Annotated in this window: 23 protein-coding genes and 1 tRNA gene; 12 read left to right on the top strand and 12 right to left on the bottom strand. The window is 58.6% G+C overall.

Annotated elements, in window-relative coordinates; translation table 11 throughout:
- Positions 1-45: 45 nt before the first annotated feature.
- Genes ACP15W_RS00515 through ACP15W_RS00505 form a run of 3 tightly spaced genes read right to left on the bottom strand, consistent with a single transcriptional unit; the run spans position 46 to position 2,563 of the window.
- Positions 46-1,062, bottom strand: coding sequence for an aldose epimerase family protein (locus ACP15W_RS00515; protein WP_424930867.1), 1,017 nt, complete (start codon positions 1,060-1,062; stop codon positions 46-48).
- Positions 1,059-2,084: an Ldh family oxidoreductase gene (locus ACP15W_RS00510; RefSeq protein WP_424930866.1), complete on the bottom strand. Its 1,026-nt coding sequence runs from the start codon at positions 2,082-2,084 to the stop codon at positions 1,059-1,061. The genes ACP15W_RS00515 and ACP15W_RS00510 overlap by 4 nt, the downstream gene beginning before the upstream one ends.
- 23 nt (positions 2,085-2,107) lie before the next feature.
- Positions 2,108-2,563: a GatB/YqeY domain-containing protein gene (locus tag ACP15W_RS00505; RefSeq protein ID WP_424930865.1), complete on the bottom strand. Its 456-nt coding sequence runs from the start codon at positions 2,561-2,563 to the stop codon at positions 2,108-2,110.
- A gap of 188 nt (positions 2,564-2,751) precedes the next feature.
- Between ACP15W_RS00505 and carA the strand changes: the two genes are divergently transcribed.
- Positions 2,752-3,948, top strand: a complete 1,197-nt coding sequence (carA, locus tag ACP15W_RS00500) for a glutamine-hydrolyzing carbamoyl-phosphate synthase small subunit (RefSeq protein WP_424930864.1) — start codon at positions 2,752-2,754, stop codon at positions 3,946-3,948.
- 119 nt (positions 3,949-4,067) lie between these two features.
- Here carA and ACP15W_RS00495 read toward each other — a convergent pair whose 3' ends face one another.
- Complete coding sequence (locus ACP15W_RS00495; protein WP_424930863.1) at positions 4,068-5,081, bottom strand: LacI family DNA-binding transcriptional regulator; 1,014 nt, start codon at positions 5,079-5,081, stop codon at positions 4,068-4,070.
- 316 nt (positions 5,082-5,397) lie between these two features.
- Between ACP15W_RS00495 and ACP15W_RS00490 the strand changes: the two genes are divergently transcribed.
- The 5 genes from ACP15W_RS00490 (at position 5,398) to ACP15W_RS00470 (ending at position 10,819) form a co-directional block, all read left to right on the top strand.
- Positions 5,398-6,666: an ABC transporter substrate-binding protein gene (locus ACP15W_RS00490; protein ID WP_424930862.1), complete on the top strand. Its 1,269-nt coding sequence runs from the start codon at positions 5,398-5,400 to the stop codon at positions 6,664-6,666.
- Between the two features lie 105 nt (positions 6,667-6,771).
- Positions 6,772-7,617 carry a carbohydrate ABC transporter permease gene (locus tag ACP15W_RS00485; RefSeq protein WP_424930861.1) on the top strand — a complete coding sequence of 282 codons (846 nt, stop codon included), beginning with the start codon at positions 6,772-6,774 and terminating at the stop codon, positions 7,615-7,617.
- Positions 7,614-8,456: a carbohydrate ABC transporter permease gene (locus ACP15W_RS00480; RefSeq protein WP_424930860.1), complete on the top strand. Its 843-nt coding sequence runs from the start codon at positions 7,614-7,616 to the stop codon at positions 8,454-8,456. The genes ACP15W_RS00485 and ACP15W_RS00480 overlap by 4 nt, the downstream gene beginning before the upstream one ends.
- 32 nt (positions 8,457-8,488) lie before the next feature.
- Positions 8,489-9,532 carry an ABC transporter ATP-binding protein gene (locus tag ACP15W_RS00475; protein ID WP_424930859.1) on the top strand — a complete coding sequence of 348 codons (1,044 nt, stop codon included), beginning with the start codon at positions 8,489-8,491 and terminating at the stop codon, positions 9,530-9,532.
- A 9-nt stretch (positions 9,533-9,541) separates the two neighbouring features.
- Complete coding sequence (locus tag ACP15W_RS00470; protein ID WP_424930858.1) at positions 9,542-10,819, top strand: amylo-alpha-1,6-glucosidase; 1,278 nt, start codon at positions 9,542-9,544, stop codon at positions 10,817-10,819.
- A 429-nt stretch (positions 10,820-11,248) separates the two neighbouring features.
- Here ACP15W_RS00470 and ACP15W_RS00465 read toward each other — a convergent pair.
- The 6 genes from ACP15W_RS00465 to ACP15W_RS00440 all read right to left on the bottom strand — a co-directional run bounded on the left by ACP15W_RS00465 (position 11,249) and on the right by ACP15W_RS00440 (position 16,955).
- Positions 11,249-11,338, bottom strand: a tRNA-Ser gene (locus ACP15W_RS00465).
- A gap of 67 nt (positions 11,339-11,405) precedes the next feature.
- Positions 11,406-13,946 (bottom strand): hypothetical protein, encoded by a 2,541-nt coding sequence (locus ACP15W_RS00460; protein WP_424930857.1) that lies wholly within the window; start codon positions 13,944-13,946, stop codon positions 11,406-11,408.
- A gap of 2 nt (positions 13,947-13,948) precedes the next feature.
- Positions 13,949-14,821 (bottom strand): flagellar motor stator protein MotA, encoded by an 873-nt coding sequence (gene motA, locus ACP15W_RS00455; protein ID WP_424930856.1) that lies wholly within the window; start codon positions 14,819-14,821, stop codon positions 13,949-13,951.
- Between the two features lie 93 nt (positions 14,822-14,914).
- Positions 14,915-15,499 carry a MotE family protein gene (locus ACP15W_RS00450; RefSeq protein WP_424930855.1) on the bottom strand — a complete coding sequence of 195 codons (585 nt, stop codon included), beginning with the start codon at positions 15,497-15,499 and terminating at the stop codon, positions 14,915-14,917.
- Positions 15,500-15,502: 3 nt separating this feature from the next.
- Positions 15,503-16,432, bottom strand: coding sequence for a hypothetical protein (locus ACP15W_RS00445; RefSeq protein WP_424930854.1), 930 nt, complete (start codon positions 16,430-16,432; stop codon positions 15,503-15,505).
- Positions 16,433-16,445: 13 nt separating this feature from the next.
- Positions 16,446-16,955 (bottom strand): flagellar basal body-associated FliL family protein, encoded by a 510-nt coding sequence (locus tag ACP15W_RS00440; protein WP_424930853.1) that lies wholly within the window; start codon positions 16,953-16,955, stop codon positions 16,446-16,448.
- A gap of 148 nt (positions 16,956-17,103) precedes the next feature.
- On the opposite strand from ACP15W_RS00440, the gene fliF reads away from it, so the two are divergent.
- From fliF to ACP15W_RS00415, 5 genes are all read left to right on the top strand, one after another.
- Entirely contained in the window at positions 17,104-18,708 is a 1,605-nt protein-coding gene (gene fliF, locus ACP15W_RS00435; RefSeq protein ID WP_424930852.1) for a flagellar basal-body MS-ring/collar protein FliF, read from the top strand.
- Complete coding sequence (locus ACP15W_RS00430; protein ID WP_424930851.1) at positions 18,708-19,325, top strand: hypothetical protein; 618 nt, start codon at positions 18,708-18,710, stop codon at positions 19,323-19,325. The genes fliF and ACP15W_RS00430 overlap by 1 nt, the downstream gene beginning before the upstream one ends.
- A gap of 160 nt (positions 19,326-19,485) precedes the next feature.
- Positions 19,486-19,710, top strand: coding sequence for a FliM/FliN family flagellar motor switch protein (locus ACP15W_RS00425; protein WP_424931584.1), 225 nt, complete (start codon positions 19,486-19,488; stop codon positions 19,708-19,710).
- 97 nt (positions 19,711-19,807) lie between these two features.
- Positions 19,808-20,551, top strand: a complete 744-nt coding sequence (gene fliP / locus ACP15W_RS00420; RefSeq protein ID WP_424931583.1) for a flagellar type III secretion system pore protein FliP — start codon at positions 19,808-19,810, stop codon at positions 20,549-20,551.
- The gene (locus tag ACP15W_RS00415) at positions 20,548-21,684 is read left to right on the top strand and encodes a flagellar motor switch protein FliG (RefSeq protein ID WP_424930850.1); all 1,137 of its coding nucleotides are present in this window, start codon (positions 20,548-20,550) and stop codon (positions 21,682-21,684) included. The genes fliP and ACP15W_RS00415 overlap by 4 nt, the downstream gene beginning before the upstream one ends.
- Before the next feature lie 45 nt (positions 21,685-21,729).
- On the opposite strand, the gene ACP15W_RS00410 is transcribed toward ACP15W_RS00415, so the two are convergent.
- Positions 21,730-22,524 carry a DUF2189 domain-containing protein gene (locus ACP15W_RS00410; RefSeq protein ID WP_424930849.1) on the bottom strand — a complete coding sequence of 265 codons (795 nt, stop codon included), beginning with the start codon at positions 22,522-22,524 and terminating at the stop codon, positions 21,730-21,732.
- 235 nt (positions 22,525-22,759) lie between these two features.
- On the opposite strand from ACP15W_RS00410, the gene ACP15W_RS00405 reads away from it, so the two are divergent.
- Positions 22,760-23,971 (top strand): GAF domain-containing sensor histidine kinase, encoded by a 1,212-nt coding sequence (locus tag ACP15W_RS00405; RefSeq protein ID WP_424930848.1) that lies wholly within the window; start codon positions 22,760-22,762, stop codon positions 23,969-23,971.
- A gap of 29 nt (positions 23,972-24,000) precedes the next feature.
- Here ACP15W_RS00405 and prfB read toward each other — a convergent pair whose 3' ends face one another.
- Entirely contained in the window at positions 24,001-25,128 is a 1,128-nt protein-coding gene (gene prfB / locus ACP15W_RS00400; RefSeq protein WP_424930847.1) for a peptide chain release factor 2, read from the bottom strand.
- Positions 25,129-25,227: the final 99 nt, after the last annotated feature.

Here is a 25,227-nt window from a genome sequence, read left to right as displayed (position 1 = left end):
TTCCATACCGATTCCATACGTGGATTTCGGGCGGGTCCGCGCTGTTCAGCCCCGCGCGATCTCCACCTCAAGTCGTTGAAAGTAGGGGTTTTCCGGCGTTCTGATGATGCTCGGCCACTGCGGATTGTGCAACGAATCCGGAAAATGCTGCGCCTCAAAACAGATTCCGGCAAACCGCCCGTACCGCCGCCCCTCGAGCCCCGCCGCCTCGATCACCATTTCCGAAGCATTAAAGACCTGGATGCCCGGCTGATCTGTCCAAACCTGTAGCTCCAGGCCCGTTCGCGGACACGACGAAAACACCACATGCTTGCCTTGATCGCGATCTGACCGCAATATATAGTTATGATCAAGCCCCAACCGCTTTGGGTCGCTGTCATTGATGCTTCGTGCTTTGCGGAAGTCGAAATGCGTGCCTTCGACCGGCGCAAAGTTACCCAGCGGAATGAGTTCGTCATCCACAGGTGTATATTCCTCCGCATCGATCCAAAGCACATGATCGCGGATCGTGCCGTCTCCACCGAGATTGAAATAGTTGTGGTGCGCAAGATTGATCGGCGTAGGCCGATCCGGAAGACCCGTCAACTCGCAGATGAGCTTGGGACCTTCCAAGCGGTACATTACTGAGAAATCCACCGTTCCGGGATAGCCTTCCTCCCCATCGGGGCTTCGGTAGCGCAGTTGGACAGTACCAGCTGCCGTATCGACCTCCATTTCCCATATCCGCCGACCGAGTCCTTCAAGGCCACCATGCAAGTGATGTTTCAGACCGGGACCATCATTGGCCGTCAAAGTGTAGGTTCGCCCTTCCAGCTTGAAACAAGCGTTTGCCGTCCGGTTGGCCACCCTACCCACTATGGCACCATGCCCACGCGCATGATGCACGTAAGCTGCCAAGCTGTCGAAACCCAAGATTACCGGCAGCGTTCCGTGTGAACCATCCACGCGCCAGTCACGCGTAACACAGCCGTAGTTCAGGATCGAAACCGCCGCGTCAGAGCTTTCAAGAACAACCTCTTCGACAGCTTTTCCGTTAAGATCGCCAAAACGCTTCTTCTTCAATGAGCTGTCCCAATCTCTTCGATCATTCTGAGAAGTGCTGCAGGGACGGAAAGCCCATTTTTCGAAACGCTTGCACGGGCATCAAGCCGCCGTGTTCCGGGAAGCCGAGCGCCTTCGACAGCGCAGAAAACCTCCACAAGTTCCGTCATACGTGCGTTAAATGCGCCCCCTGACAAGGCTGACGGATCCATCGCGAGAATTGTTTGCCCGAGATTTGGCGGGCCACCCTTATCATCAAAAAGGCTGGATGCTTCAGTTCCCAGCGCCGACCCCACGAGGCAGGCAGACATGACCTCGACCATGAGCGCCAATCCAACGCCCTTCGCGTCGCCCGCCGGAGCGAGCGTGCCTTTCATAGCGACACTCGCGTCCGTAGTCGGCTCTCCATCCGGGCCCAGTGCCCAGCCTTCCGGGATTTCGCGACCGGCCTGAGCCGCAGCCATGATCTTGCCCTTCGCGACAGTACTGACGGCGAAGTCGATAACTAATGGTTCTTTGCTCGGTATGGGAGCCGCGAAAGCAATTGGATTGGTTCCCAGAACCGGTGTCCGGGTTCCCCAGGGAGCGATTGTCGCCGGTGCATTGCCATAAACGAAGGCAACAAGACCTTCACGCGCAAGATCTTCGCAATGATGGCCGGCCACACCAAAATGGTGTGATCTCGCGATAGCGCATGCAGCAACCCCGGTCTCACGTGCGCGCCGTGCCAGCTCCGGAAGTGCTACTCGCAAGGCCGGGTAGGCAAACCCATATCCTGCATCTACCCGAAAAACCGCAGGCTTAATGTCGAGAAGTTCGGGAACCGCGCTACCATCGACCTTTCCAACCCGAGACTGAAGCGCATAATAGGGAACCCTGGAAAGCCCATGCCCACTCTGGCCATCCGTCTCCGAACGGACCAATGCACCTGCAACACATTCCGCGACGGAAGCAGAGCAGTTCGAAGCCTGCAAGGCACGGGAAACAAGCGCCGTTGCCTCGCCCGTGGTTAGCCTCACGGGGCCATTCATATCGCTGTCCACTTGATCTTTCCGTATATTTCGGCTTAGCGAAAACTGTTCTTCAGCTGGCAACAGGCCCGCGTGAAATCCATACGCCCAGCATGTCGCGCTTTAAGGTGCGACATTACGCGATTGATATCCCGAACGCCTTGTGCACCGGTTTTTTCGATAGCCTTGGCAATTGCCTGGTCCATCTCGCTGTCAGAAAATGGACGTGGCAAATACTCCCGGATTATGTCGATTTCGGCCTTTTCCTCTTCCGCGAGATCAAGCCGACCGGATTCTTCAAAATCCGCAATGCTTTGCTCGCGTTGCTTTACCATCTTGACGAGGATTGCGCGAACCTCTTCGTCGCTCAAGCCATCGGCATTGTCAGCCTGCGCCGTAGCGAGGTCCCGGTCTTTTATTGCGGCGCAAATCAGGCGCAGTGTTGCAACACGATGCGCATCTTCTGACTTTATCGCCGACTTGAGATCACCGGACAGTCTCTCTCGGATCATCCATCACCCATGTCTTGCCGACCTCCACGAGGTCCGAGCTACTAACTATATCGTGCTGCACTGCAGTCAGCAAGTGACACCCAGTTCTCACAACAACCTGATTCCATGATGAAAATTTAAAACTGCGATTCCTTGACCCCACCCTCGAGCAAGCATAGTTTCCATTTCGTCACATTTGGGATTCGCTGATGGCCGAAACACTTGCTCAAGCCGAAGATCACCTCGTTGCAGGCTCAGAAGGCGCTGTCAAACCGACGGCATGCATCGTCTTGAACGACGGACAGGTGTTTTATGGTATCGGTTTCGGGGCGAAGGGAACGGCAACCGCCGAGCTTTGCTTCAACACGGCGATGACCGGCTATCAGGAGATCATGACCGATCCCTCTTATGCAGGCCAGATCGTTACTTTCACGTTTCCGCACATCGGGAATGTTGGTACGAACAGTGAAGACGATGAGACGGCAGATCCGCTTGCCGCAGGCATGGTCGTCAAGTGGAACCCTACTGAGCCGTCGAACTGGCGCACGGCCGATCATCTGTCTACGTGGCTCGCCAAGCGAGGCCGTATTGGAATAGGCGGGGTCGACACGCGCAGGCTGACGCGCTCTATCCGACTTCAAGGCGCGCCCCATGCCGTGATTGCGCATGACCCGGAAGGCAATTTCGACATCCCGGCACTCCTCGCCGAAGCCAAGGCATTTCCGGGGCTTGAGGGCATGGACCTTGCGAAGGACGTAACCTGCGCACAGAGCTACCGATGGAACGAAATGCGGTGGGCTTGGCCCGAGGGGTACGCGAACAGGCTAGAACCCGGCCACCGCGTTGTGGCCATCGACTACGGGGCCAAGCGTAATATCCTTCGCTGTCTCGCATCCGCCGGGTGCGATGTAACGGTTCTGCCTGCCACAGCCACCGCCGAGGATGTGCTTGCGCTTGATCCCGAGGGCCTTTTCCTCTCGAACGGTCCGGGCGATCCGGCAGCGACCGGCGCGTATGCCGTGCCGATGATGCGCGAAATTCTCGACAAGAGCGATATGCCCGTTTTCGGAATTTGCCTGGGCCACCAGATGCTGGCACTTGCGCTCGGGGCGCGGACCATCAAGATGAACCACGGCCACCATGGCGCAAACCATCCAGTCAAGGAAATTGCTACAGGCAAGGTCGAAGTAACCTCCATGAACCACGGTTTCACGGTCGACAGCCAGACATTGCCGGCAGGCGTTGTGGAAACCCATGTATCGCTGTTTGACGGCTCGAACTGCGGCATCGCCATGACTGACCGTCCCGTATTCTCGGTTCAGCATCATCCCGAGGCCAGCCCGGGCCCACAAGACAGCTTCTATCTCTTCGAGCGTTTCGTCGAGGCCATGAAATCAAAGTCCTGAGTTCGAAGGGCGCCCCAGCAGGGGTGCACCCACAGCTTTTGGAAGACCCGCTTCGCCTATCGAGAGAATGATCCTTGCTGCTTGCGGTGAGACGCGCAACCCGCGCGCCACGCGCTGACTCATATCTGGCTTGAAGGGGGTCCAGATGTTTCCCGTACGATCAGTTCGGCCGCGACTTCTGAAACAGTAGCTGGCATGTCAGGTTCAGCGATGCGATCGAGAAGTGCCCTGGCCAGTTTTCGTCCAAGTTTATGCGGATGAACAGACATTGTCGTGAGTGGAGGCGTGGCAACCGCTGCGTCCTGAATATCGTCGAATCCCACAATTGAAACATCCTGACCGGGGATCAGGCCTGCACGCGTTAATCCCAAGCTGGCCCCGAGTGCGACCATGTCTCCATTGGCCACGATGGCAGTGATTTCCGGGTGAGAACGATGAAGGTCTTGCATCGCCTCCAGTCCGGCGAGCTTGTTGTCATCACAATCCCAAACAACATTGGGCGATAACCCCCGCTGGACCATAGCCTTCTTGTAACCTGCTATGCGCTCCCTGCGCACCACGGTCAGATCTGTGCCTCCTAAATATGCGATATGCCGGTGGCCGAGATCGGCGAGGTAGCCGGTTGCTAGTTCGGTAGCGTCGGCATTGTGAATACCGACGTGATCAACGTCGCGATGCAGATGCCTCAGGAACGTCACTGTCGGAATACCGTGCGCAGCGATCAACTCGACAGCCTCCCTTTGCGTTTCGGTTGTAGGAACCCACAACAAGCCCGCACGTCCGTGACGGATGAAGGCTTCAAGTTGCCGATCCTGCCGACTCGTATCGTCCCGTGTGTCCAGGACCGAAACTAGGTAGCCCTCCCCTTCGAGAAGATCGACGACACCACTAACGACTTCTGCATTGAAGGGGTTGGCCAACTGGTTAATCAGAAAACCGATCTCCCGGCTTTGACCCGAGCGCATGGCGGCAGCACGGGCGTTGGGGACATAGTGAAGCCTGCTTGCGGCCTGAAGGACTTTTTGCCGCGTCGACTCGGAAATACGCCCAGTGCCCCGCATGACTTGGCTCACGGTAGGGACGGATACGCCAGCTTCCTTGGCAACGGTTTCCAGCGTCGGTTTCTGAGACATTCCTGACCACATTCGCGTGATATAACCTTACTCCACCGAAATCTCCCGGTTTTTCCCCGAAAGCGCAAGATGTAGACCAAAATGACAGGAGACAGACATCAGAAGGATTGAAAAAACATAAAACCTGCTTGACAATGATATAACGATATATCCGCTTTCGGCATGCACTGGCGTGAGTTGGGGTATGCGACCGGGGCAAAGCTACGGTTGAAATTGGGTCTAATAGCGGCAATCCTGCAACGCATTCGGCGCACAATTTTGAGAAACACACCGCCAAGCAACGACTTGGCCCATACAAAGTCCTCGGGAGGAATACATGACTTCACGACGCACGCTAGCCGGCACCGTTTCAGGTTTCGCCCTAATCTGTTCCGCAATGGTGGCACAGGCGGATGTCCTGTTCTGGTCGACCCAGGCGCGTCCGGTGGAAGAGGCGCAGGCGATGCGCCAGGACGTGCTCACCGGTGCCCCCGAGACTGTGGATTACCAGCCGAACGAGGTCGGCCCCTGGCTGACCCGCTTCCAGGCGGAGGTCGAGGCCGGCTCAGGCTCCATCGGCGTCCTCGGCGCGCTGCACGGCGATTTCTCGTCCATCGACCCGGATCATCTCGTCGACCTCGGTGATCTCGGCGTCACGTCCAACAGCGAGACCTTCAACACGCTCGCGATGCTCGGCACGAACACCCTGCAATACGTGCCCTGGATGCAGGCGACCTACATCATGGCCGCCAACAAGCAAGCGCTTGAATACCTCCCCGAAGGCGCCGACATCGACGCGCTGACCTATGACCAGCTCATCGAATGGGCCGCCAATGTCCACGAGGGTGTCGGCGAGCCGAAGTTCGGCTTCCCGGCCGGGCCGAAGGGGCTGAAGCACCGATTCTTCCAAGGCTATCTCTACCCCTCCTACACCAACGGTGTCGTGCGCACCTTCGCCTCGCCCGAAGCCGTAACTGCATGGGAAAAGTTCCTCGAGCTCTGGGAGCACACCAACCCCGCCTCGACCAACTTCTCCTTCCTGCAGGAACAGCTTCTCTCGGGCGACGCCTGGATCGCCTTCGACCACACCTCTCGGCTCGCGCAGGCCTTCAACGAGCGGCCGGACGATTTCGTCGCCTTCCCCGCTCCGGCCGGCCCCGAGGGTCGCGGCTTCATGCCGGTGCTCGCCGGCCTCGCGATTCCGGAAACCACGCCCGACCAGGACGCCTCCAAGGCTGTGATTCAATACATGCTCGAGCCAGAGACACAGATCGCGACCCTGCGCGCCACCAGCTTCTTCCCGGTTGTCGATGTCGAACTTCCCGACGACCTGCCGCCCGCCGTCACGGCTGCCGGTGATGCGGTTGCCAAGATGAGCGGCGCGCCGGATGCGAACCCCGGCTTGCTCCCGGCCGGTCTCGGTGACATGGATGGCGATTTCAGCCGCGTCTTCGTCGACACGTTCGAGCGCATCGTGCTCGCGCGCCAGCCGATCGAGGCGGTACTGGAAGACCAGAAGCAGCAGCTTTCCAGGATCATGGAAGAATCCGGCGCGCCTTGCTGGGCACCCGACGCGCCGTCCGAGGGCGCCTGCCCGGTGGAGTGATCCCGGCAATCGCCTGACACCACCGAACGTCCGGGCTGAAACCAGCCCGGACACGTCACCTGAAAACCAAATCCTGGCGCCTGGCGCTACCATGGGAGCGATCCGATGAACGCTCGACTATTGCCCTATCTCCTGATCCTGCCGGTCACCCTCTTTCTCTGCGTATTCTTCCTCTACCCGTTCGTTCTCGTCTCGAAACTGGCCTTCACCGATGGCGCGGGCTTCACCCTCGACAACTTCCGAGACGTGGTGACCTACTGGAAATTCCCGATCTCGCTGCAGAACACGATGCTCCTAGCGCTAGCGGTCGTCCCGGTACAGCTTGCCCTCGCCCTGCTGATGGCCACGATGGTCAACCGGATGAAGACCGGACGCGACATGGTCCTCTACATCTGGACCATCCCGCTCGGCATCTCCGATCTCGCCGCCGGCATCATCTGGCTCGCGATCTTCGAACAGTCCGGCTTCCTCAATTCGATGATGCACGGGCTCGGGATCATCGACCGGCCGGTCAACTTCCTGTCCTACCAGAACCCGGTCATCGTCTTCGTCGCCATCGCGCTTGCCGAGATCTGGCGCGCCACGGCGATCATGCTCGTGATCCTCGTTGCCGGCATCGGCCTCATCCCGAAGGAATACTACGAGGCCGCGGAGGTCTTCGGTGCCTCTCCCTGGCAGCGCTTCCTGCGGGTGACCCTGCCGCTCCTGCGCCCCTCGCTCCAGACCGCGCTGATCCTGCGCGTAGTGCTCGCCTTCGAGGTCTTCGCGGTGGTCGCAGCGCTCGGCGGAACCCTGTTCCCGGTGCTCATGGGTGAGATCTACGCCTACCAGTTCGACCTTCAGGACAGCGGTGCGGCGGCGGCCCTCGCGCTCATCGTGCTGGGCATCTCGATCGCCTTCACCCTCGTCATCCTCCGCGCCCTGCGCGTTCCGAAAGGAGCCACGATATGACCGATGCTGTCGCTGTCGCCGCGGACCGCACCACAACCCACAGCGCCTCGCGGTTCCTCTACACCGCGTCGGTGATCCTGCTCTGCGCCTGGGTGATCGTTCCGCTCTACCTGCTGCTCATCAACACGCTTTCCTCGCCGGAAACCGTGAACAGCTTTCCGAAGTCGTTCATCCCGGAATTCGACCTCGGGAGTCTCCAGTTCTTCGCAGGCTTCGAGGGGATGCTGGTGGCGCTGAAGAACTCGGTCATCGTCGCCACGCTGACGATGATCATGTCGATCGTCATCGGCGCGCCGGCGGGCTACGCCCTGTCGCGGTTCGACTTCCGCGGCAAGGAAGTCTTCCGGCTGCTAATCCTGCTCACGCGGGCCTTTCCGCTGCCGCTGCTCGCCCTGCCGCTGGCGGTGCTCTTCATCCGCACCGGGCTCGACGACACGGCCTTCGGCCTTGCGCTTGTGCATACCACGCTGGCGATCCCGTTCGCGGTGCTGATCACCTTCTCGCTCTTCTCGGGCATACCGTTGGAGCTCGAGGAGGCGGCCTGGACCCTGGGCTGCACGCGCTTCACCGCCTTTACCAAGGTCGTGCTGCCACTCATCCTGCCCGGCATCACGGCCTCGGCGATCTTCGCCTTCGTGATCTCGTGGAACGAGGTCTTCGCCGCGGCGGTGCTCACCATCGAGAACCGGACGCTGACCGCGTTCCTCCTGCAGACGCTGGGCGAGGCGCCGCTCCACCTGAAGTTCGCCGGCGGGTTCATCCTCGTCGTGCCGGCGCTCATCTTCATCTTCGCCGTGCGCAAATACCTCTTCGCCATGTGGGGCATCGCGAACCGCTGAGCGGCGCGAACCCTAGGGAAGGACACAGAAAAATGGCTGAAATCCAGATCAAGAACGTCGCCAAGAAGTTCGGAGCCTACCAGGCGCTCCACGATATCAACCTCAACATCGCCGACCAGGAATTCATGGTTCTCCTCGGCGCCTCGGGCTGCGGCAAGACCACGCTCCTGCGCATCATCTGCGGCCTCGAGACCGCGACCGAGGGCGAGGTGTGGATCGGCGGGCGCCGGGTAGACCACCTCGCGCCCAAGGACCGCGGCATCGCCATGGTGTTCCAGAACTACGCGGTCTTCCCGCACCTGACCGTGTTCGAGAACATCGGTTTCGGGCTGAGGATGCAGAAGCTGCCCGACGCGGAGGTCAAGCGCCGGGTCGAACGCACTGCCAGCCTGATGCATATCGAGATGCTGCTCAAGCGCTACTCGGGCGAGCTCTCGGGCGGCCAGCGCCAGCGCGTCGCCGTGGCCCGCGCGCTCGCGATGGAACCGGACGTGATCCTGATGGACGAGCCGCTGTCGAACCTCGACGCGCTGCTCCGGATGGAAATGCGGGCGGAGCTCAAGGGCGTTCTGGCGGAATCGAAGACCACCGCGGTCTACGTCACCCATGACCAGGTCGAGGCCATGTCCATGGCCGACCGCATCAGTGTCATGCATAAGGGCAAGATCGTCCAGGCCGCCTCGCCGATCGAGGTCTACCGCAACCCGGCCGCCGAGTTCGTCGCGGGCTTCATCGGCAACCCGCCGATGAACTTCCTGCGCGCGGAATCCGCAGGCGACGGCAAGTGGACGGTGGCCGGCCAGCAGATCGACGGGCCGCGCTACGGAAAGTCCCCGCTGCAATTCGCGATCCGACCCGAGGACATCCAGCCCGCGGACACGGGGCTCGATGCGCGGGTGAAGATCGTCGAGCCGCTGGGCGCGCATCTTCTGGCGACCTGCGAGGTCAACGGCACGATGTTCCGCGCCGTGCTCGACAGCGACCTGCCGGTCAAGCCCGGCGACAGGCTGACGCTCGCGCCCAACCCGGACCGCATCCGCTGGTTCGACCCCGAAACCACCCTCGCCGTCGGCTGAGAAGGCAAAATGAGACAGGACTACATCGACCAGGCGAAGCAGGTGCTTCGCGACAACGACCGGGGCACCTACACCGTGCCCACCCACGGGCTCTACCCGTTCCAGTGGAACTGGGACAGCGCGCTCAGCGCGCTCGGCTTTGCCCACTACGACGAGGACCGGGCTTGGACCGAGATCGAGACGCTCTTTGATCACCAGTGGGAATGCGGCATGGTGCCGCACATCATCTTCCACGAATACGACCCCGGCTACTTCCCCGGCCCCGAAGTCTACGCGACCGGACGACCCACGCCCACCTCCGGCCTGTCCCAGCCCGCCGTCGCGGCCTTTGCCGCCCGGCGAATGTTCGACCGCGCGAAGGACAAGGAGATGGCCCGGCGCCGCGCGGCGGCACTGCTGCCGAAGATGCACGCCTGGCACGAATGGTTCTACCGCACCCGCGACCCCGAAGGGACCGGGCTGGTGGCGATCATCCACCCCTGGGAATCGGGCCGCGACAACTCGGTCGACTGGGATGCAGCCCTCGAGCGGGTCTCGACCGAGGGCGTCGGCACCTTCCAGCGCCGCGACATCACCCATGCCAACCCGGCCCACCGGCCGACGCATGCGCAATACGAGCGCTACATCAAGCTGGTGCAGATCTTCCGCGAGCTGAACTGGGACACATCGAAACTACATGACGCCTCGCCCTTCCAGGTGGTGGACCCGGGCTTCAACGCGATCCTGATCCGCGCCTGCGCCGATCTCGCGGATCTCGCCGACCTCCTGGGCGAGCCCGGGATGGCCACCCGCTCCCGCGCGCTTGCGGACCGCGGCATCGCGGCGCTCGAGACGCTCTGGAGCGACGGGATGGGCCAGTATCTCTGCTACGACCGCCAGGTCGGTGCCCTGATCGAGAGCCCCACCGTCGGGGGATTGCTCCCCGCCTTTGCCGCGATCCCCACCGAGCGCGCCGCCGGGATCTCCCGCCGCATCGAGGTGCTGGGCCGGTCCTGCGAATATCTCATCCCGAGCCACGATCCCACCGCGCCGGAATACGACGGCCTGCGCTACTGGCGCGGACCGGTTTGGCTCATCGTCAACTACATGATCGCCGACGGGCTCTGTCGGGCGGGCCAGACCGACATGGTCGGGCGGATCATGACCGACAGCCTGCGCCTCATCGATCGCAGCGGCTTCGCAGAATACTACGACCCGATCACCGCCGAACCCTGCGGCGGGGCGCATTTCACTTGGACAGCGGCAATGGTGCTGGAAATTCTGGCTCAGGAAGCTGAGTTGGCCTGAGATCGTCCCGGAGAAGGTAGCAGCACCCAAGGATCTTCGTCCCACCTGGTGAATATCCGTGGGCGCCGCACATTGACGGAAATTGTGGGATTGTTTTGATGCGCCCTATCGCCACGTTCTCGGCCAACTCGGCGCGAATTATGCACTATTCAGTTGATAATTGCAAGAGAAACGACACCACCTTCTCCCATGAGAACTCACAGGAGAGCATTGAAAATTATGACCGACAGAAAGTTACACTATACATGGTTTGGCAATTACTTTGAAAACAACCTGCACTCATGGAGTTCTGAAGAGCATCGGCTTAAGAACAGGGTTCCATTGGCTACTCGCGCTTGGGCTGATGCCCTGCATTTCCCGCATTACCCCTCAACAACAGCGGGAAAATTCGGCATAGCCGGATTGGGAGATCATTCCTGAGAGAAGATGTGGCGGAGAGAGAGGGATTCGAACCCTCGGATGAGTTGCCCCATCAACGGTTTTCGAGACCGCCCCGTTCGACCACTCCGGCATCTCTCCATTCCGGCGCAGACCGATAAGCCTCTGCGCGAAGGAGCGCAAGACCTTCTTGCCAGATTCAGCAGGATTATTCGTTCTCGGACAAGAGCGACTGGATGAAATTCTCGAGCTGCTCCCCCGTCGCAAGCAAACGGCGCGCCGAATCGAGACTGGGGTCTTCGAGTTGAGGCAGGGGTTCGACGAAGGCTTCTTGCGGATCGAGCGACGCAGGGTCATCCGACGGCAACAGGCTCTGCCCGACGCCAGATCGCGACGCCATGTACTCTGCCATTGCAGCCGTTTCAGGATTACTCGCAGCGTCTTTCGCACGCGTCCAGTCTCCGGACGGCCATGCAACGGAACCAGCGCGATCTGTTAGACCGGCTCCGTCGAGTTCTTCCTGCGCACTCGGGAAATCCCCGTCCATGAAATAGGATCTTGCGCGAAGATCTGCTGCCGCTTCTCCGGTCATTCCGTCAAGAACCCTGCGTGTCTTCTCCGTTTCACCCTGCGTCAAGTAGGACTTCGCAAGCAGAAGCCGACCCTCCTCAGTGCGACCGGCGGCCGGGATCACCATCCGCTCAGCGGCCTGCGCGAGACCGAGTTCAAGCAGGTTGGTAGAAATCTTCTGCCGTGCCACGTCGTTCTGAGGTCCCGTTGATATCATGTCCTCAGACGAGAGAACCAAGCGTGCATAATTGGCAAGTCCAACCCGCTCGGGGACTGAATTCGCCAGGATGTCAACAGCGACACCATTGAAGTATTCGTCTTCACCCAGATCAGCCTTTGCTGCCCGAATTTCCTCAATAGAGGTTTCCATCTCAGCGCGTGCAGCAAGCGCCTTTGCCAACAAAGCTCGCAGTTCCGGCTCCTTCTCTGTTCCACGCTGTTCGAGCGCCGTACTCCGGAGGTCAATCACGGTTCGATCAGGGATCGCGTAGCCAGCTGAGAGCCCGAGTTCCACCATTTGCTTCAGGGCATCAGAAGCGTTGGGCGCGGCTTGCTCTACAAGCGAAGACATGCTTTTCATTGCAAAGACCGGATCGCCCTCAACTGCCGCAAGACGTGCGGCCGCAAGTTTGAGGTCCGTGGTCCCCTGATCCCCTACTCGCGTCACAATCTCGTAGATCTGGCGAGCTTCGTATCCACGCTGGTCATCTAGAAGGTTCTCCATGAGCCTCGGACCCACATGCATACGAAGATCTGGCGGCAAATCGGCGAAGGCTTCTTCGACCGTCGCAAAATGTTGTTCATCTCTATACGCCGAAGTCGCTCCTGCAATGGCTAGCCACATCCCATGCCGGCCAGGACACGGTAGATCCCGTGAGAGTGGACCAAAGTCTGCAACCCTTCGATCATCCATGATGCGCGCCAGATCGACCAGTAGGCGTTTATCAGCGCTGTCAGTTCCGAATGCCTCCAGAAGCGCTTCGGCCTCGGCACCAAATCCGAATCTTATGTAGAGCTTTGCCATCTCATTAACGGCGGTTTCATTGAGCTCATCGAACTCGCCGTAGAGATCTTGCCGCAACCTGGACATCTGCTCGAACAGGGGTTGCTCTGCGGCCCAGTAGTCGATGTCTAGACGATAGTCGGGAATGCACTCGGGCAGTAGCGATGACTTGCGAATACGTTCCGGGGCGCGGGCGTTGTAGCGATCGAATACCGTCATTGCCTCGATCTGATCGTGCCGTGCCAAACCGGCAAGATCATCTCCGCTTTCCCCTGTCGGATCAAGCGAGAGCGGCAGAGTCGGAGGAACAGTTTCATTTGGAGGTTCTATTGCCTCCGGCGCGCCGCTCTCGACAAAATACGGATCCGTTGCAGCGAGGTCTACAGGGCCGTCAGTGTCAGGTGTCGTGTCCCTTCGAGACAACAGGCCCTGCGAGGCCGCGCGCTCGATCTGCTCCAAAAGAGCTTCCTCAGCGGCGTAGACATTCTTAATCTCATTCGTACGTCGTTTTGCGAGTTCTTCTGCTTCTGCGAGCATTTCCGGACTTGGTAGCTCAGGTCCTGTAGCGAACCCCTCGCTCTCTGGTGCCGATTGCTCGGTCCCTGCTTCCAAGTCGGCCCCCAGGCCGATTTCGCTTCTGCCACCGTCCTCGGTTACGTCTGCAAGTTCCCGATCGTTTCCTTCGAAAACTTCGGCCGAAGTGCCCTCCGCGATAGCATCCACTGCCTCAGTGGATGTCGGGCTGAGCGCCTTCGCCTCTGCCACCTCGCTCTCAGGTAAATTCTCGTCTTGTCCGTTTTCAGCGCTCTTCTTATCCGACACGTCGAGCGCGAGATAGCGCGCGCCTACAAACGATGTGCTCACTCGGCAGTCGCAACCGATCTGAACCCGGACACTGGTTCCGTCCTCTCCCGATTCAACCTCGACATCGGTAATGCGGGTACGAGGGATCTTGTCAAAGACACCGGTGGTGCTGAATTCGACGAGCTTTCCCGGAAAAAAGATCGTTGCCCTTCCTGATGCCGTCTCGAGAGACCATTCCGTGGTCGGCTCGATCCGCATGACAAGGCGGGAGAAGCCGGCCTGCTCGCCGCTACGGATAAGACCACCTTCCGCAGCGAGCCCCGGCGTGGCGGCGCATACAAGCGCCGCAAAGCTTATGCCGAGATTGCGCATGATCAGGCCGCCAGGCTCTGCTTGGAGTCGCGCAGTGCACCTTCAAGTTCATCGTAGGACGGACGCAAGCCCGATGGCGTGTTTTGGCGTCCGACCTCGACACAGATGTTGGGTGCGTGCTGATGAAGGTAGGCGACGAGGACTTCGCGGATGAGATTGTAGAAATGCTGATCCTCATCGATCACATCCTTCACGCGGGACGCGAACGGTCCGACGAAGCCATACGCGAGGAAAACACCCAGAAACGTTCCGACAAGCGCACCACCGATCATGCCACCGAGAACGGCAGGCGGTTGATCGATCGACGCCATTGTCTTGATCACCCCAAGCACCGCGGCGACAATGCCAAGTGCAGGAAGTCCATCTGCCATATTCTGAAGGGTGTGCGCGGAATGCTGGGCGTGGTGATAGTTTGCCTCAATACGCTTTGAGAGCACTTCCTCGACCTGATGCGGATCATCATAGTTCATGGATGCAGAGCGAAGCGTATCCGTGATTAGCGCCACGCCTTCCTTGTCCGCCAGGATCTTTGGATAGGCCGAGAAGATTGGTGAGGCTGCTGGATCCTCGACATGGGTATCGAGCATGACCGGATTAGTCTTCGCAATATGCAGAAGTTGGAACATGAGGCACAAAAGGTCTCGGAAATCCTGAGGCTTCCAGTATGGTCCCTTGAAGACCTTTCCAACATCCTTGAGGGTGTGCTTGATACCGTGAGTGTCGTTCCCAATGACAAATGCACCGAGAGCGGCACCCATGATCATCATCAACTCATAGGGAGCGGCGTGCAGGATAATCCCGATCTTGCCGCCTGCGATGATGTACCCGCCGAAGACCATGGCGAACACGATTGCGATTCCGACAAAACCGATCATGACTGACTACTCGACTGATACCGCGCAGTTTGCGCAACTCTGTTACGCAAACAGTGCTACGCCATGATCGTTTAAGAATCCTTCAGGCCGGAATTATTCCTTCGGCACGCCTGAATTTCGGCTGGCAATAGTCAGAGTGACGGCGTAGGCGGCGTCCGGCTCCATGGCAGCCATAACATTAGCAGCAAGTTCCGGCCGCATGCGAGACAGAAGACCCGCGGCAAATCCGATGTCCATCTGCTGGAAAATTTCAGCGGCCTCAGCGGCCTTCATGCTCTCGTAGACTGTCTTCATCCGTTCGATATCTCGCTCGGCAGCCTTGTCGGCCTGAGCCAACGTGCCCTCGAGATTCATTCGGGCAATCTCGAAGGCCTCGAGTTGCTCCTCAAGCTTCTTTTCGGCCACACTCAGAGCCTGCGCCCGATCAGCAAGTTGCTTTGCCTCTACTTCAAGCTGTTCTTCACGTTGACGGATCTCTCTCAGAAGAGCATCCGCCTCAGCGGCAGGAGGCGATTCGGCTGGTGCCTGACCTGCGGCAGGGCGGAACGATGCAAGCGTGCTGAACTCCTCGGCGAAGGCCGGCGCGCTCTCGGCGAGACGCAGCCCGGCTGATGCCAAGAAACACATGATGACCAACCCCAGCCCTCCCACAGCCGGTGCGGATGTTACTCTTGCCATCTCTTACCTTTTCCCGCCAGCAGCCAGCATGCTCAGTGCTTCGAGGAGTTCGTCCTCGTCGTCGATAGCAGCGACATCGGACTTGCTACGCAACGGATTGCCGAGCGGGGGAAGCGATTTCGGCTTTGGCAGTTCAGCTACTTTCGTTGTCTTGGGCTTCAACGGCTTGAGCGTAAGCAGGTCAGCTCCGGCGCGCAGAACCGATGAAGCCGCCCGCTTCGGTTGCCAAGGTTCGACCTCATCCGCGGTCGGACCCGCAGGACGAGCTTCGCCCTCTTCCTTCGCAATTTCTTCAGGATCAAATCGAGGAGCTACAGCCCGATTCATGTTTTTTCGGGCAGCAGGCGCCTCTCGGGAGTGTTCACTTCCTGCCTGCACATCATTCTGCACGCTTTGGCGCACCTCCTCACCGTCGACTTTGAACGCCAAATTTCCTTCGGCAGGTTCTGTCTTATTGAACGTAACTTCCGCTTCCTCACGGGCGGCACGCTCCCTCTCTGCCTGACGGCGTAGTGCAGCTTGGCGCGCCTTTTTCCGCGCGGCTTCCTGCGTGGCCAGAGCCGAATTGGGCCCAGAAACAAAATCGTCGGGGTCGCGGTCGATATTTCGACGACGGTCACCCGCCTGGGAAATCTGAAACCTTAAGCCACGCTCGATGTCTTGAGCCGCCTCCGTAGCCTCGGCAACTCGCTGCGTCGCCTCATCCGCCTTTTGGAGCAGGTCGGTCAGATCGTTCCGGCTGATCTTCGCGGCATTTCGCGACTCTTCAAGTGTCGTACGCGCCACCTCGATCTGGCGTGTAAGCGTAACGATTGACTTACCGAGCCCCTTGTCAAGCGACTTGAGTTCCCTGACCCGGCGCGACAATACCCAGCAATACCCGCCGGCAAAAAGGGTGGCGGCGATTAGGAGTCCGTTCGTGAGTAGTTCCAATGCGGTCTCTCCCTCAACTCAAGACGAACTCGGTGATCAGTAGATCACGAACGAGCCCCTCACCCGCCACGACTTGGACGCGCCGAAGCATTTGCGCCCTCAGGCGTGTGGCCTGTGAGGGCTCTTCGAAGTCCTGTACATCAACGGCACGGAGATAAGTGTTAAGTACATCCACGATCCTAGGCATCAACTGCTCCACCGCTTCCGCCTGTCCCGGAGCGACCTCAAGCTGGCCGACGAAGCGAAGGTTTCGTGCAGATGCCTGCTTCGGAAGTGAAACTATGATCTGTTCGATCGGGACGAATGACACTTCCTCGAGCTTGGCCTGGACCGTCCTTTCGGCCTCAACCTTTGCTAAGTCATCAGGAGGGGCGGAAGACCCGATCATCCCGGAATAGACAGCAAAGAATCCACCGCCTCCCAGTAGGATTGCGGCGACGAGGCCGAAGAGCAAAGGCATTTTGCCGCCGGATTTTTTTCCGGACTCCTCGGCTTCATCTGTTTCGACAGTTTCATCGGTCATGCGGGGGTTCCGATAGGCAGGCTGATACGTCTTCAGGCTGTATTTAACTCTCGCAACACTAACCAAATGTTAAGCCTGTTGACCCGAGTATCGGCCACGGAAAGAGGCGCCCAACCCCGCGCGCCCTCCAAGGGATAGAACGCAAGCCGTGCCAACAAAAATCCAGACCATCTGGGAAAGTCTCGAACCGCGCCAGCGCCTGATCGCGATCCTGTCCGCTGTGGGGATCATCGCGACCATGTTCGGCATTAGCAAGATCGCGACTGCACCCGACAACGCCCTACTCTACTCCGGGCTCGACCCCTCCGCTTCCGGAGAGGTCGTTGCGGCCCTCGAAGCCGAAGGAGTTCAGTTCGAAGTACGCAACAACTCCATTTATGTGGATCGCTCCGAACGGGATCGGCTGCGCATGAATCTCGCTGCCGAAGGCCTGCCCGCTGGTGGTCCCGCCGGATATGAAATCCTTGACGGTCTTTCCGGTTTCGGGACGACGAGTCAGATGTTCGATGCAGCCTACTGGCGTGCGAAGGAAGGCGAACTAGCGCGGACCATCGCGACCAGTCCCAATGTTCGTGCAGCACGTGTTCATATTGCGAACCCAATACAGCAGCCATTCTCTCGCACCCAAACCGGGTCGGCATCAGTTACAGTTACAATGGCGGGAGGTTCCCTGCAAACTGACCAGGCAGAAGCAATCCGCAACCTTGTTTCCTCTGCCGTCGCGGGGCTCAATGCACAGGATGTTGCAGTCATAGATTCAATCAATGGAGTTGTGCTCTCCGGGGATCTGGACGACATGGCGAAGGCTGGTATCACCAAGCCGGATGAACGTGCCGAGAAGTTACGTCAGAACATTTTGCGTTTGCTCGAAGCGCGAGTTGGCAAAGGCCGTGCGATAGTCGAGGTGAACGTCGACGCCTCGATGGACAGTCAGACAATCTCGGAGCGCCGGATCGACCCCGAGAGCCGCGTCGCAATTAGTTCGGAAACGGAACAGAGTACCGAGCAATCTTCCGGTCCAGCACCGGGTGTTACGGTTGCCAGCAACTTGCCGGATGGGGATGTCGAAGGTGGCGCCGGGGAGAGTTCCCGCACTGCGAACGAAACGCGGGAGCGACAGAATTTCGAGGTCTCCGAAACTCGAAGCGAACGTGTGATCCTCCCAGGCCAGGTGCAACGCATCAATGTCGCCGTAATGGTCGATGGTATCGTCGCCACAGATGAGGGCGGCGAGCAAAGCTGGCAGCCACGCCCACAAGATGAGATGGATACCTTGCGTCAGCTCGTGGAGACAGCGGCCGGTTTCGACCCTGCCCGCGGAGACACGGTCACTATCGAGTCGTTGCAATTCACCGCTGCGCCCGAACAAGGCACGCTCGTTGAAGGCGGTCAGGAAAGCTTCATGAAAATTTACGGAGCCCGCCTGATACAGATTGGGGTGCTCGGTTCAATCATTCTCGCGCTGATCTTCTTCGTACTCCGTCCGATGATGAGCCGACAGCCGGCACCCCTCATCGGAGAACTCGCAGGAGAGGATGGTGCGATGATCGAAGGGAACGACCAGGCTCCGGCCCAGATCGGTGTCAGCGAAGGCAGCGCAGAGGAAGGTGATTTCCTCGAAGATCTACCGGCCAAGAGCCTAAGCAAGATTGATCGCCTCAAGGAGGTCATCTCGGATCGTAGCGAGGACTCCGCGCGCGTTCTTCGGAATTGGATTGAAACCCCAGAAGGTCAGAAGGAGCCGGCAGGGTAATGAGCAACTTTCGTCTGCAAGAATTTGATCCGGCGACAGCGGCCGGGTCATCCACAAGCAACGGCGACGCAGCGCTCGAGGCACGCATCGATCAGGCCCGAGCGCAGGGGTATGAAGAAGGTTTTCTGGCCGGCCAAGGCGCGGCTACCGAAACTTATCTTTCCGAACAAAGTCGACTGACCAGCGAACTTGTCGAAGCGCTCAATGACGCGGGCATGACAAACGAAGCTGCCCGCATGCATGTTTCGGCCACGGTAGCTCCGCTTATCGAAGCAGTCGTTCGCGCGATCGCTCCAAGCTTGGCCGACGCAGGAATGGTGAATGAAATCGGTCGGATCGTTACCGAAGCGATCGAAAGCGTGCCTGCAGCCAAACCACGCATCCGCTGCTCTTCCGAGCTAGCCGCTCCGCTTAACCGCATGGTTGAGGAGCGCGAGATAACTGCAGAGATAGATGAAGCACCGGAGCTGCTTCCCAGAGAAGCCCAGATATTCTGGGACCAGGGCTACGATCACCTTGATATGGAAACCTGTATTGACCGGATCCGGGAGGTGATCTCCAGCCATTTTAGTCAGGACAACGGGGACTTGAGAGATGAGCGACGCGGATACGCCTGAACCAGACCTGCCCGGAACAGAGGGTAATGCGGAAACGGTCGCGGCGGATGCCGATCCCGCTTCCACGCAACTGCAACAGCAGGCAACCCCGGCGACGAGTACGGGGCAACCGGAAAAATCCGGGGCCTCCGCCCGTGCGGGTGCCTTCCTTGGAGTTCCCATAGAGGTGACGATCTCGGTCGGAAAAGCCAGGCCACTTGTAAGCGAACTTGTTGAACTGCGCAGGGATTCGGTTCTGCCGCTCGATTCGAGCGTCGATGATCCGGTTGAACTCTACATCGGCGACAAGCTGATTGCGCGTGGCGAGCTGCAAGAAATCGGTGAATCAAGCGGGAAGCTTGGAGTCCGGCTCACGGAGGTGGCTGATATCTCAAACGAAATCTAGTCTCCGCTCCAGTAAAGCAGAACTGGCGGCCCGAGATAGACATGATGAGACAAGAGTCTGAAAGCAACACAGACCTCAATCGAGCGGCTTGAAAACCATGATCACCCGTTTCCAGACGGCTCTCTACTGCGCGGCAGGGATGGCAGCAATCGCCTTGCTCTGGCCCCAGGCAGGATTTGCGCAGCAAATCGCCGTCGATTTCGGAGACGGGGATTCTTTCAGCTTGCGAACGGTTCAGATCCTGATCCTGATCACGCTCCTGAGCCTCGCACCTGGTCTGGCAATCATGGTGACCTGCTTTCCGTTCATGGTCACTGTCTTGTCAATCCTGCGACAAGCAATTGGCGTAACACAGGCACCGCCAAACATGATGCTCATCAGCCTCGCGCTCTTTTTGACCTATTTCGTGATGGAACCCGTGTTCGATCAGGCATGGCAAGCCGGCGTGGAGCCCATGATTGAAGGCGAATTGACCCCGGAACAGGCCTTCGCCCCGACCATGGCACCGTTTCGCGTGTTCATGAGCGCTCGGGCCGATCCGGATGTAGTTGAGCTTCTTGAAGACGTTGCACCGGAACGGAACGCCGAGGAAGACGTCCCGCTTTCAACGCTGATCCCGGCATTCATGCTGAGCGAGATACAGCGTGGCTTTGAGATCGGCTTCCTGCTCTTCCTGCCATTTCTCGTCATCGACTTGGTAATTGCAGCAATCCTGATGTCTATGGGGATGATGATGGTCCCGCCCGCCATCGTCTCACTCCCCTTCAAGCTGGCATTCTTCGTCGTAGCCGACGGATGGAGTCTGCTGGCGGGCGCTTTGGTTAGGAGTTATGCGCCATGAGCGAGCAAGACAGCGGTCAAACTGCACTGGTGACTCTTCCGGACAGACCGGACGCGCTAAAGCTCGCCCGTAAATCCGTGCAGTCCCAGCTACCATCGACCGAATTGGCCGAACAAAAGCAGAAGTCGGCCGCTGCTCACCTCTCGCTCATCCAGAAGGCTGCAATTGTCCTGACGGCTATTGGGCCCGAAATGGCTTCGACAGTTCTTCAGGACATATCGGAAGAAGATATGGAGCGTATTGTCCGAACGCTTGGCCAACTCGGTAAGATTGGCCAAGACGTACTGGACGCAGTCATTATTGAGTTTCTTGAGCAGCTTACATCCGGGCTTGAACTTTCCGGCGGCGCGCGGGTCACGCGGGAACTTCTCAGTGGCTTGATTCCGGATGCGGAGATTGACCGAATTCTCGGCACCCTGCCCCAAACCAAGGGTAGAGGCGTTTGGGAACGTCTCAATGCAGCCCCTATCAAGGCCCTTGCTACATTCCTCGCAGCCGAGCACCCTCAGACTGTCGCAGTCATCGTTACAGAACTGCGTGCTGATATTGCGGCTTCCGTTCTTGCCGAGATCGATAGGGATTTCGCTCAGCAGGTCGTTCTTCGCCTCGCCCGTGTGCCAAGTATGGACAAGCGAGTCTCGATGGCGATGCAGCAGGCGATCGAGCGCGATTTCCTCGTCACGCTGCAGAGCTCGATGTCCAAGCGCCGACCGGCAGAACTGATCGCCGGCCTGATGAACAACATCTCCAGCGAAGTCCGCGACGCATTCATGGAATTCCTCGAAAACAAGAACGAAGTCCTTGCGGCAGAAGTTCAACGAACGATGTTTACCTTCGAAGATATTGCGGTTCGTCTCAATTCCCGCGACGTCGCCGCGGTATTGCGCGAGATGGACGAGGAGGAACTCCTCAAGGCGCTCAATCGCGGGGTCGCTCAGGAGAGCCCCTCGGTAGAGTTCCTGCTTTCCTCCCTTCCCCGCCGTCTTGCCGAACGCTTCCGCGAGGACCTCGACGCAATGCAGCCTGTTCCGCTCAAGGAAGGCGAAGCCGCGCAGATCGAACTGTCGAAGATCATACTCGATATGTCCAAGCGCGGGACGATCAACTTGCTAGATATAGAACTGCCTACCTGAATGGATTAAGGACGCAGATCGGGACTTTCCCGACCTGCGCATCCCTTATTCTATGTTCTCTTCTGCGATGGCCTTGCGATAAAGGTGCCACGTGCCATGGCCCAGCACAGGCAGGGCAATGATCAGGCCGAGGAAGAACGGGATCATTGCAATGATGAGAGTTGCTGCGACGATCCAGGCCCAAGTCAACATCGGCCTCGGGTTTGCCTTCACCGTATCTACGCTTGTAATCATTGCCGTCACGAAATCGATGTCCCTGTCCAGAAGAAGCGGTAGGGCCATCACCGTGAATGAGAAGATACAGAAAGCGATAATGAACCCGACAAGCGTGCCGAAGAACAGAAGCGTCAGACCACTTCCGGTCGTGAAAAGAATATTGAAGTCGGAATAAACTGCAAAACTCATGCGGCCTAAAATGACAGCGACCAGAAGCCGCGCAAACCAGATCCACACCATGAAGGCCGCAAGAACGATAAAGGCCATGAACGGCATCTGACCATTGCGCTGCCCCCAGAGTGCGCTGAGCACCTCGCCCCATACGAGTGGAATGTTCTCTTCGCGACGGCGACTCACCTCATAAAGACCCAGGGCCACGAACGGACCGATGATGGGAAACGCGCAGGCCAACGGAATAATCCAGAGCGGCTGGTTCCAGGCCATCAACTGAAGCAAAATGAAAATCCCGGCGATTGCATATATTCCGCCGAAGAACAGGCCAAAATTCGGCGCCGCACGAAAGTCGGCCCACCCTTGGAGCAGCGCAGCGTGGACATCACTTGTGGTGATTTGACGTATCTGCGGACGCTTGTGCGAGACCGCCTCGCCTGTTGTGACGGACATCAGTCTTGTTCTCCCTATCGCCGGTATTGATACCGTTCGTATGCGAGAATTCTAATGCGACTCGCTGCGACATAGCAACTCTCTGGGCTTCACGATCGAAAGTAATGAAGATCCCGCTTCCTAGGACGACCATTGCATTTGAACTGTATTGGCATTGCTCTTCCGTGTAGTCTCGCATTTTATCTTACGTCCGTGCGTAGTCTGCTCATCCTGTCTCATGCCAGCATCCGACGTCTTGAACCTCTCAGACCCGCAATCAGTTGATTTCCAGAGCGATATCCAACGCGTGCAATCGATGGCGCGCGTACCAGTCATTCTCGATATCTGCTCGCAGGCGGCCGGCATGGGATTTGCAGCCATTGCTCGCGTGACGACAGATCGCTGGGTAGCCTGCGCTTCTCGCGACGAACTTGCATTCGGTCTTGGTCCCGGTGACGAGATTCCAATCGAGACGACAATTTGCGACCTCATAAGGAAGAGCGGGGATCTTGTCGTAATCAATGACGTGGCTGCCGACGAAGCGTGGCGTGATCATTTCATTCCGGCGCTGTACGGATTTCGAAGCTATATTTCGGTCCCGATCCAACTTCCTGACGGCTCCTTCTTTGGCACCCTCTGCGCATTGGACCCGCAACCGCGCAAGGTCTCGACAGCACAAGTCATTGGCCTTTTCCAGCTTTGTGCCGAGTTCATCGGAATCAATTTGGATCTGGCAACACAACTCGATCGCAGCCGGACCGCGCTGGTAAGTGCCCGCGAGATCGCCAAACTGCGCGAGGAATTCATTGCCGTAGTTGGACATGATCTGCGCAATCCGGTTGCTGCACTCACTTCGGGTCTCCGCCTGATGGCCGATGGCAAGTTGAAGGACCCTCAGTGTGCGATGGTAGAGTTGCAGGGTATTCTTTTTCGCATGTCATCTCTGATCGACAATCTGGAAGATTTTACACGGGGCCGGCTCGGCGGCCCGATGACACTGAATATCGCGCCTAAGGTTGCTCTAAAAAGTGTAATTGAATCCGTCGCCACGGAAGTGGAACTTGCATCGCGCAGGCAGGTTGAGAAGTATCTCGATCTGCCCGAATGGGTGACAGGAGATTCCGGCAAGATCGGACAACTCCTGTCCAACTTGCTGACAAATGCCGTATCACATGGAGATCCGAATGGCCGAATCCTCATACGTGCGGTGACACAATCGTCCTCGATCCAGATCGATGTAATCAGTGACGGCAAGCCGATTCCGGATCGGATCCGGCATGGTATTTTTGACCCCTATGTCAGGGGCGATACGGCTACGACGAAGGGCATCGGCCTAGGTTTGCACATTGCATCGCAGATAGCTGCAGCACATGGTGGGAGACTTAGCGTAGAACCCGAGCCTGGGGGAAACCGATTTTCTTTGCTCCTACCGTACCAAGTTGAGCCCTCGGAAACCGGCTCCAAGTAAACCGCTCCCCTGCACATGCCTGCCGGGGATCAGTCTACGGCCTGCGCCTCCGCGCGACTCTTGCCCGAGACCTGAAGCGCGAGTGCCGCAGCCATGAACGCGTCGAGATCGCCATCGAGCACGCCTTTGGTGTCGGAGGTTTCCTCGTTTGTCCGCAAGTCCTTTACCATCTGGTAGGGCTGTAGGACATAGGAGCGGATCTGGTTGCCCCACCCGGCATCGCCCTTGGCCTCGTGGGCCGCCGTGATTGCCTCGTTGCGCTTGCGCAGTTCCATTTCGTAGAGACGCGATTTCAGCGCCGCCATGGCGTTCGCGCGGTTCTGGTGCTGAGATTTTTCCGACGAAGTCACGACGATGCCCGTAGGCATATGCGTGATACGCACCGCAGAGTCGGTGGTGTTGACGTGCTGGCCACCTGCTCCGGACGATCGATATGTGTCCACTCGGATATCGGCCGGGTTGACGTCAATCTCGATATTTTCATCAACCACCGGATAGACCCAGACCGAGGAAAAGGACGTGTGACGCTTGGCAGCAGCATCAAAAGGCGAAATACGCACCAGCCGATGAACACCGGACTCAGATTTCAGCCAACCGTACGCGTTGTGACCCTTGATCTGGTAGGTGACGGACTTGATGCCGGCCTCGTCTCCCGGGCTTTCGGATATAAGCTCCACCTTGTAGCCACGCTTTTCGGCCCACCGCACGTACATCCGGGCGAGCATGGCAGCCCAGTCGCAGCTCTCGGTGCCACCAGCACCTGCATTGATCTCGAGGAACGTATCATTAGAATCCGCCTCCTGATCCAGGAGGGCCTCCAGTTCCTTTTGTGCGGCACGTTCCCGAAGAGTACGTATTGCCGCTTCAGCTTCTTTGACCACCTCTTGGTCGTTCTCGGCCTCGCCAAGACCGATCAGCTCTTGCTGGTCCTCAAGCTCTTGGGCAAGCGAGCGATAGGTGTCGATCGCATCCGAGAGCATCTGACGATCCCGCATGAGCGACTGGGCCCGCGCAGGATCGTTCCATAGTTCCGGATCTTCCGACATCGCATTGAATTCTTCGAGTCTGTGTTCTGCGGTGTCCCAATCCATGCGCTGGCGCAGGAGTTCGAGGGATTTCTCGATTTCGGCGACCTGTTGTTCGGTTTCTGCGCGCATGGGCCTTCGCAATCATTTCAAGATTAGGATTACGGCCATGGAGGACCGTGCATCGGGGTAGCAGATGTTCTAACTGCCCCGCAAACCCGGGTAAAGGGG

This window comes from Amaricoccus macauensis, from assembly GCF_049800915.1.
In the GTDB taxonomy this organism is placed as follows: domain Bacteria; phylum Pseudomonadota; class Alphaproteobacteria; order Rhodobacterales; family Rhodobacteraceae; genus Amaricoccus; species Amaricoccus macauensis_A.
Note: the sequence above shows the minus strand (reverse complement) of the source record. Positions and strands in the feature narration are given on the sequence as shown.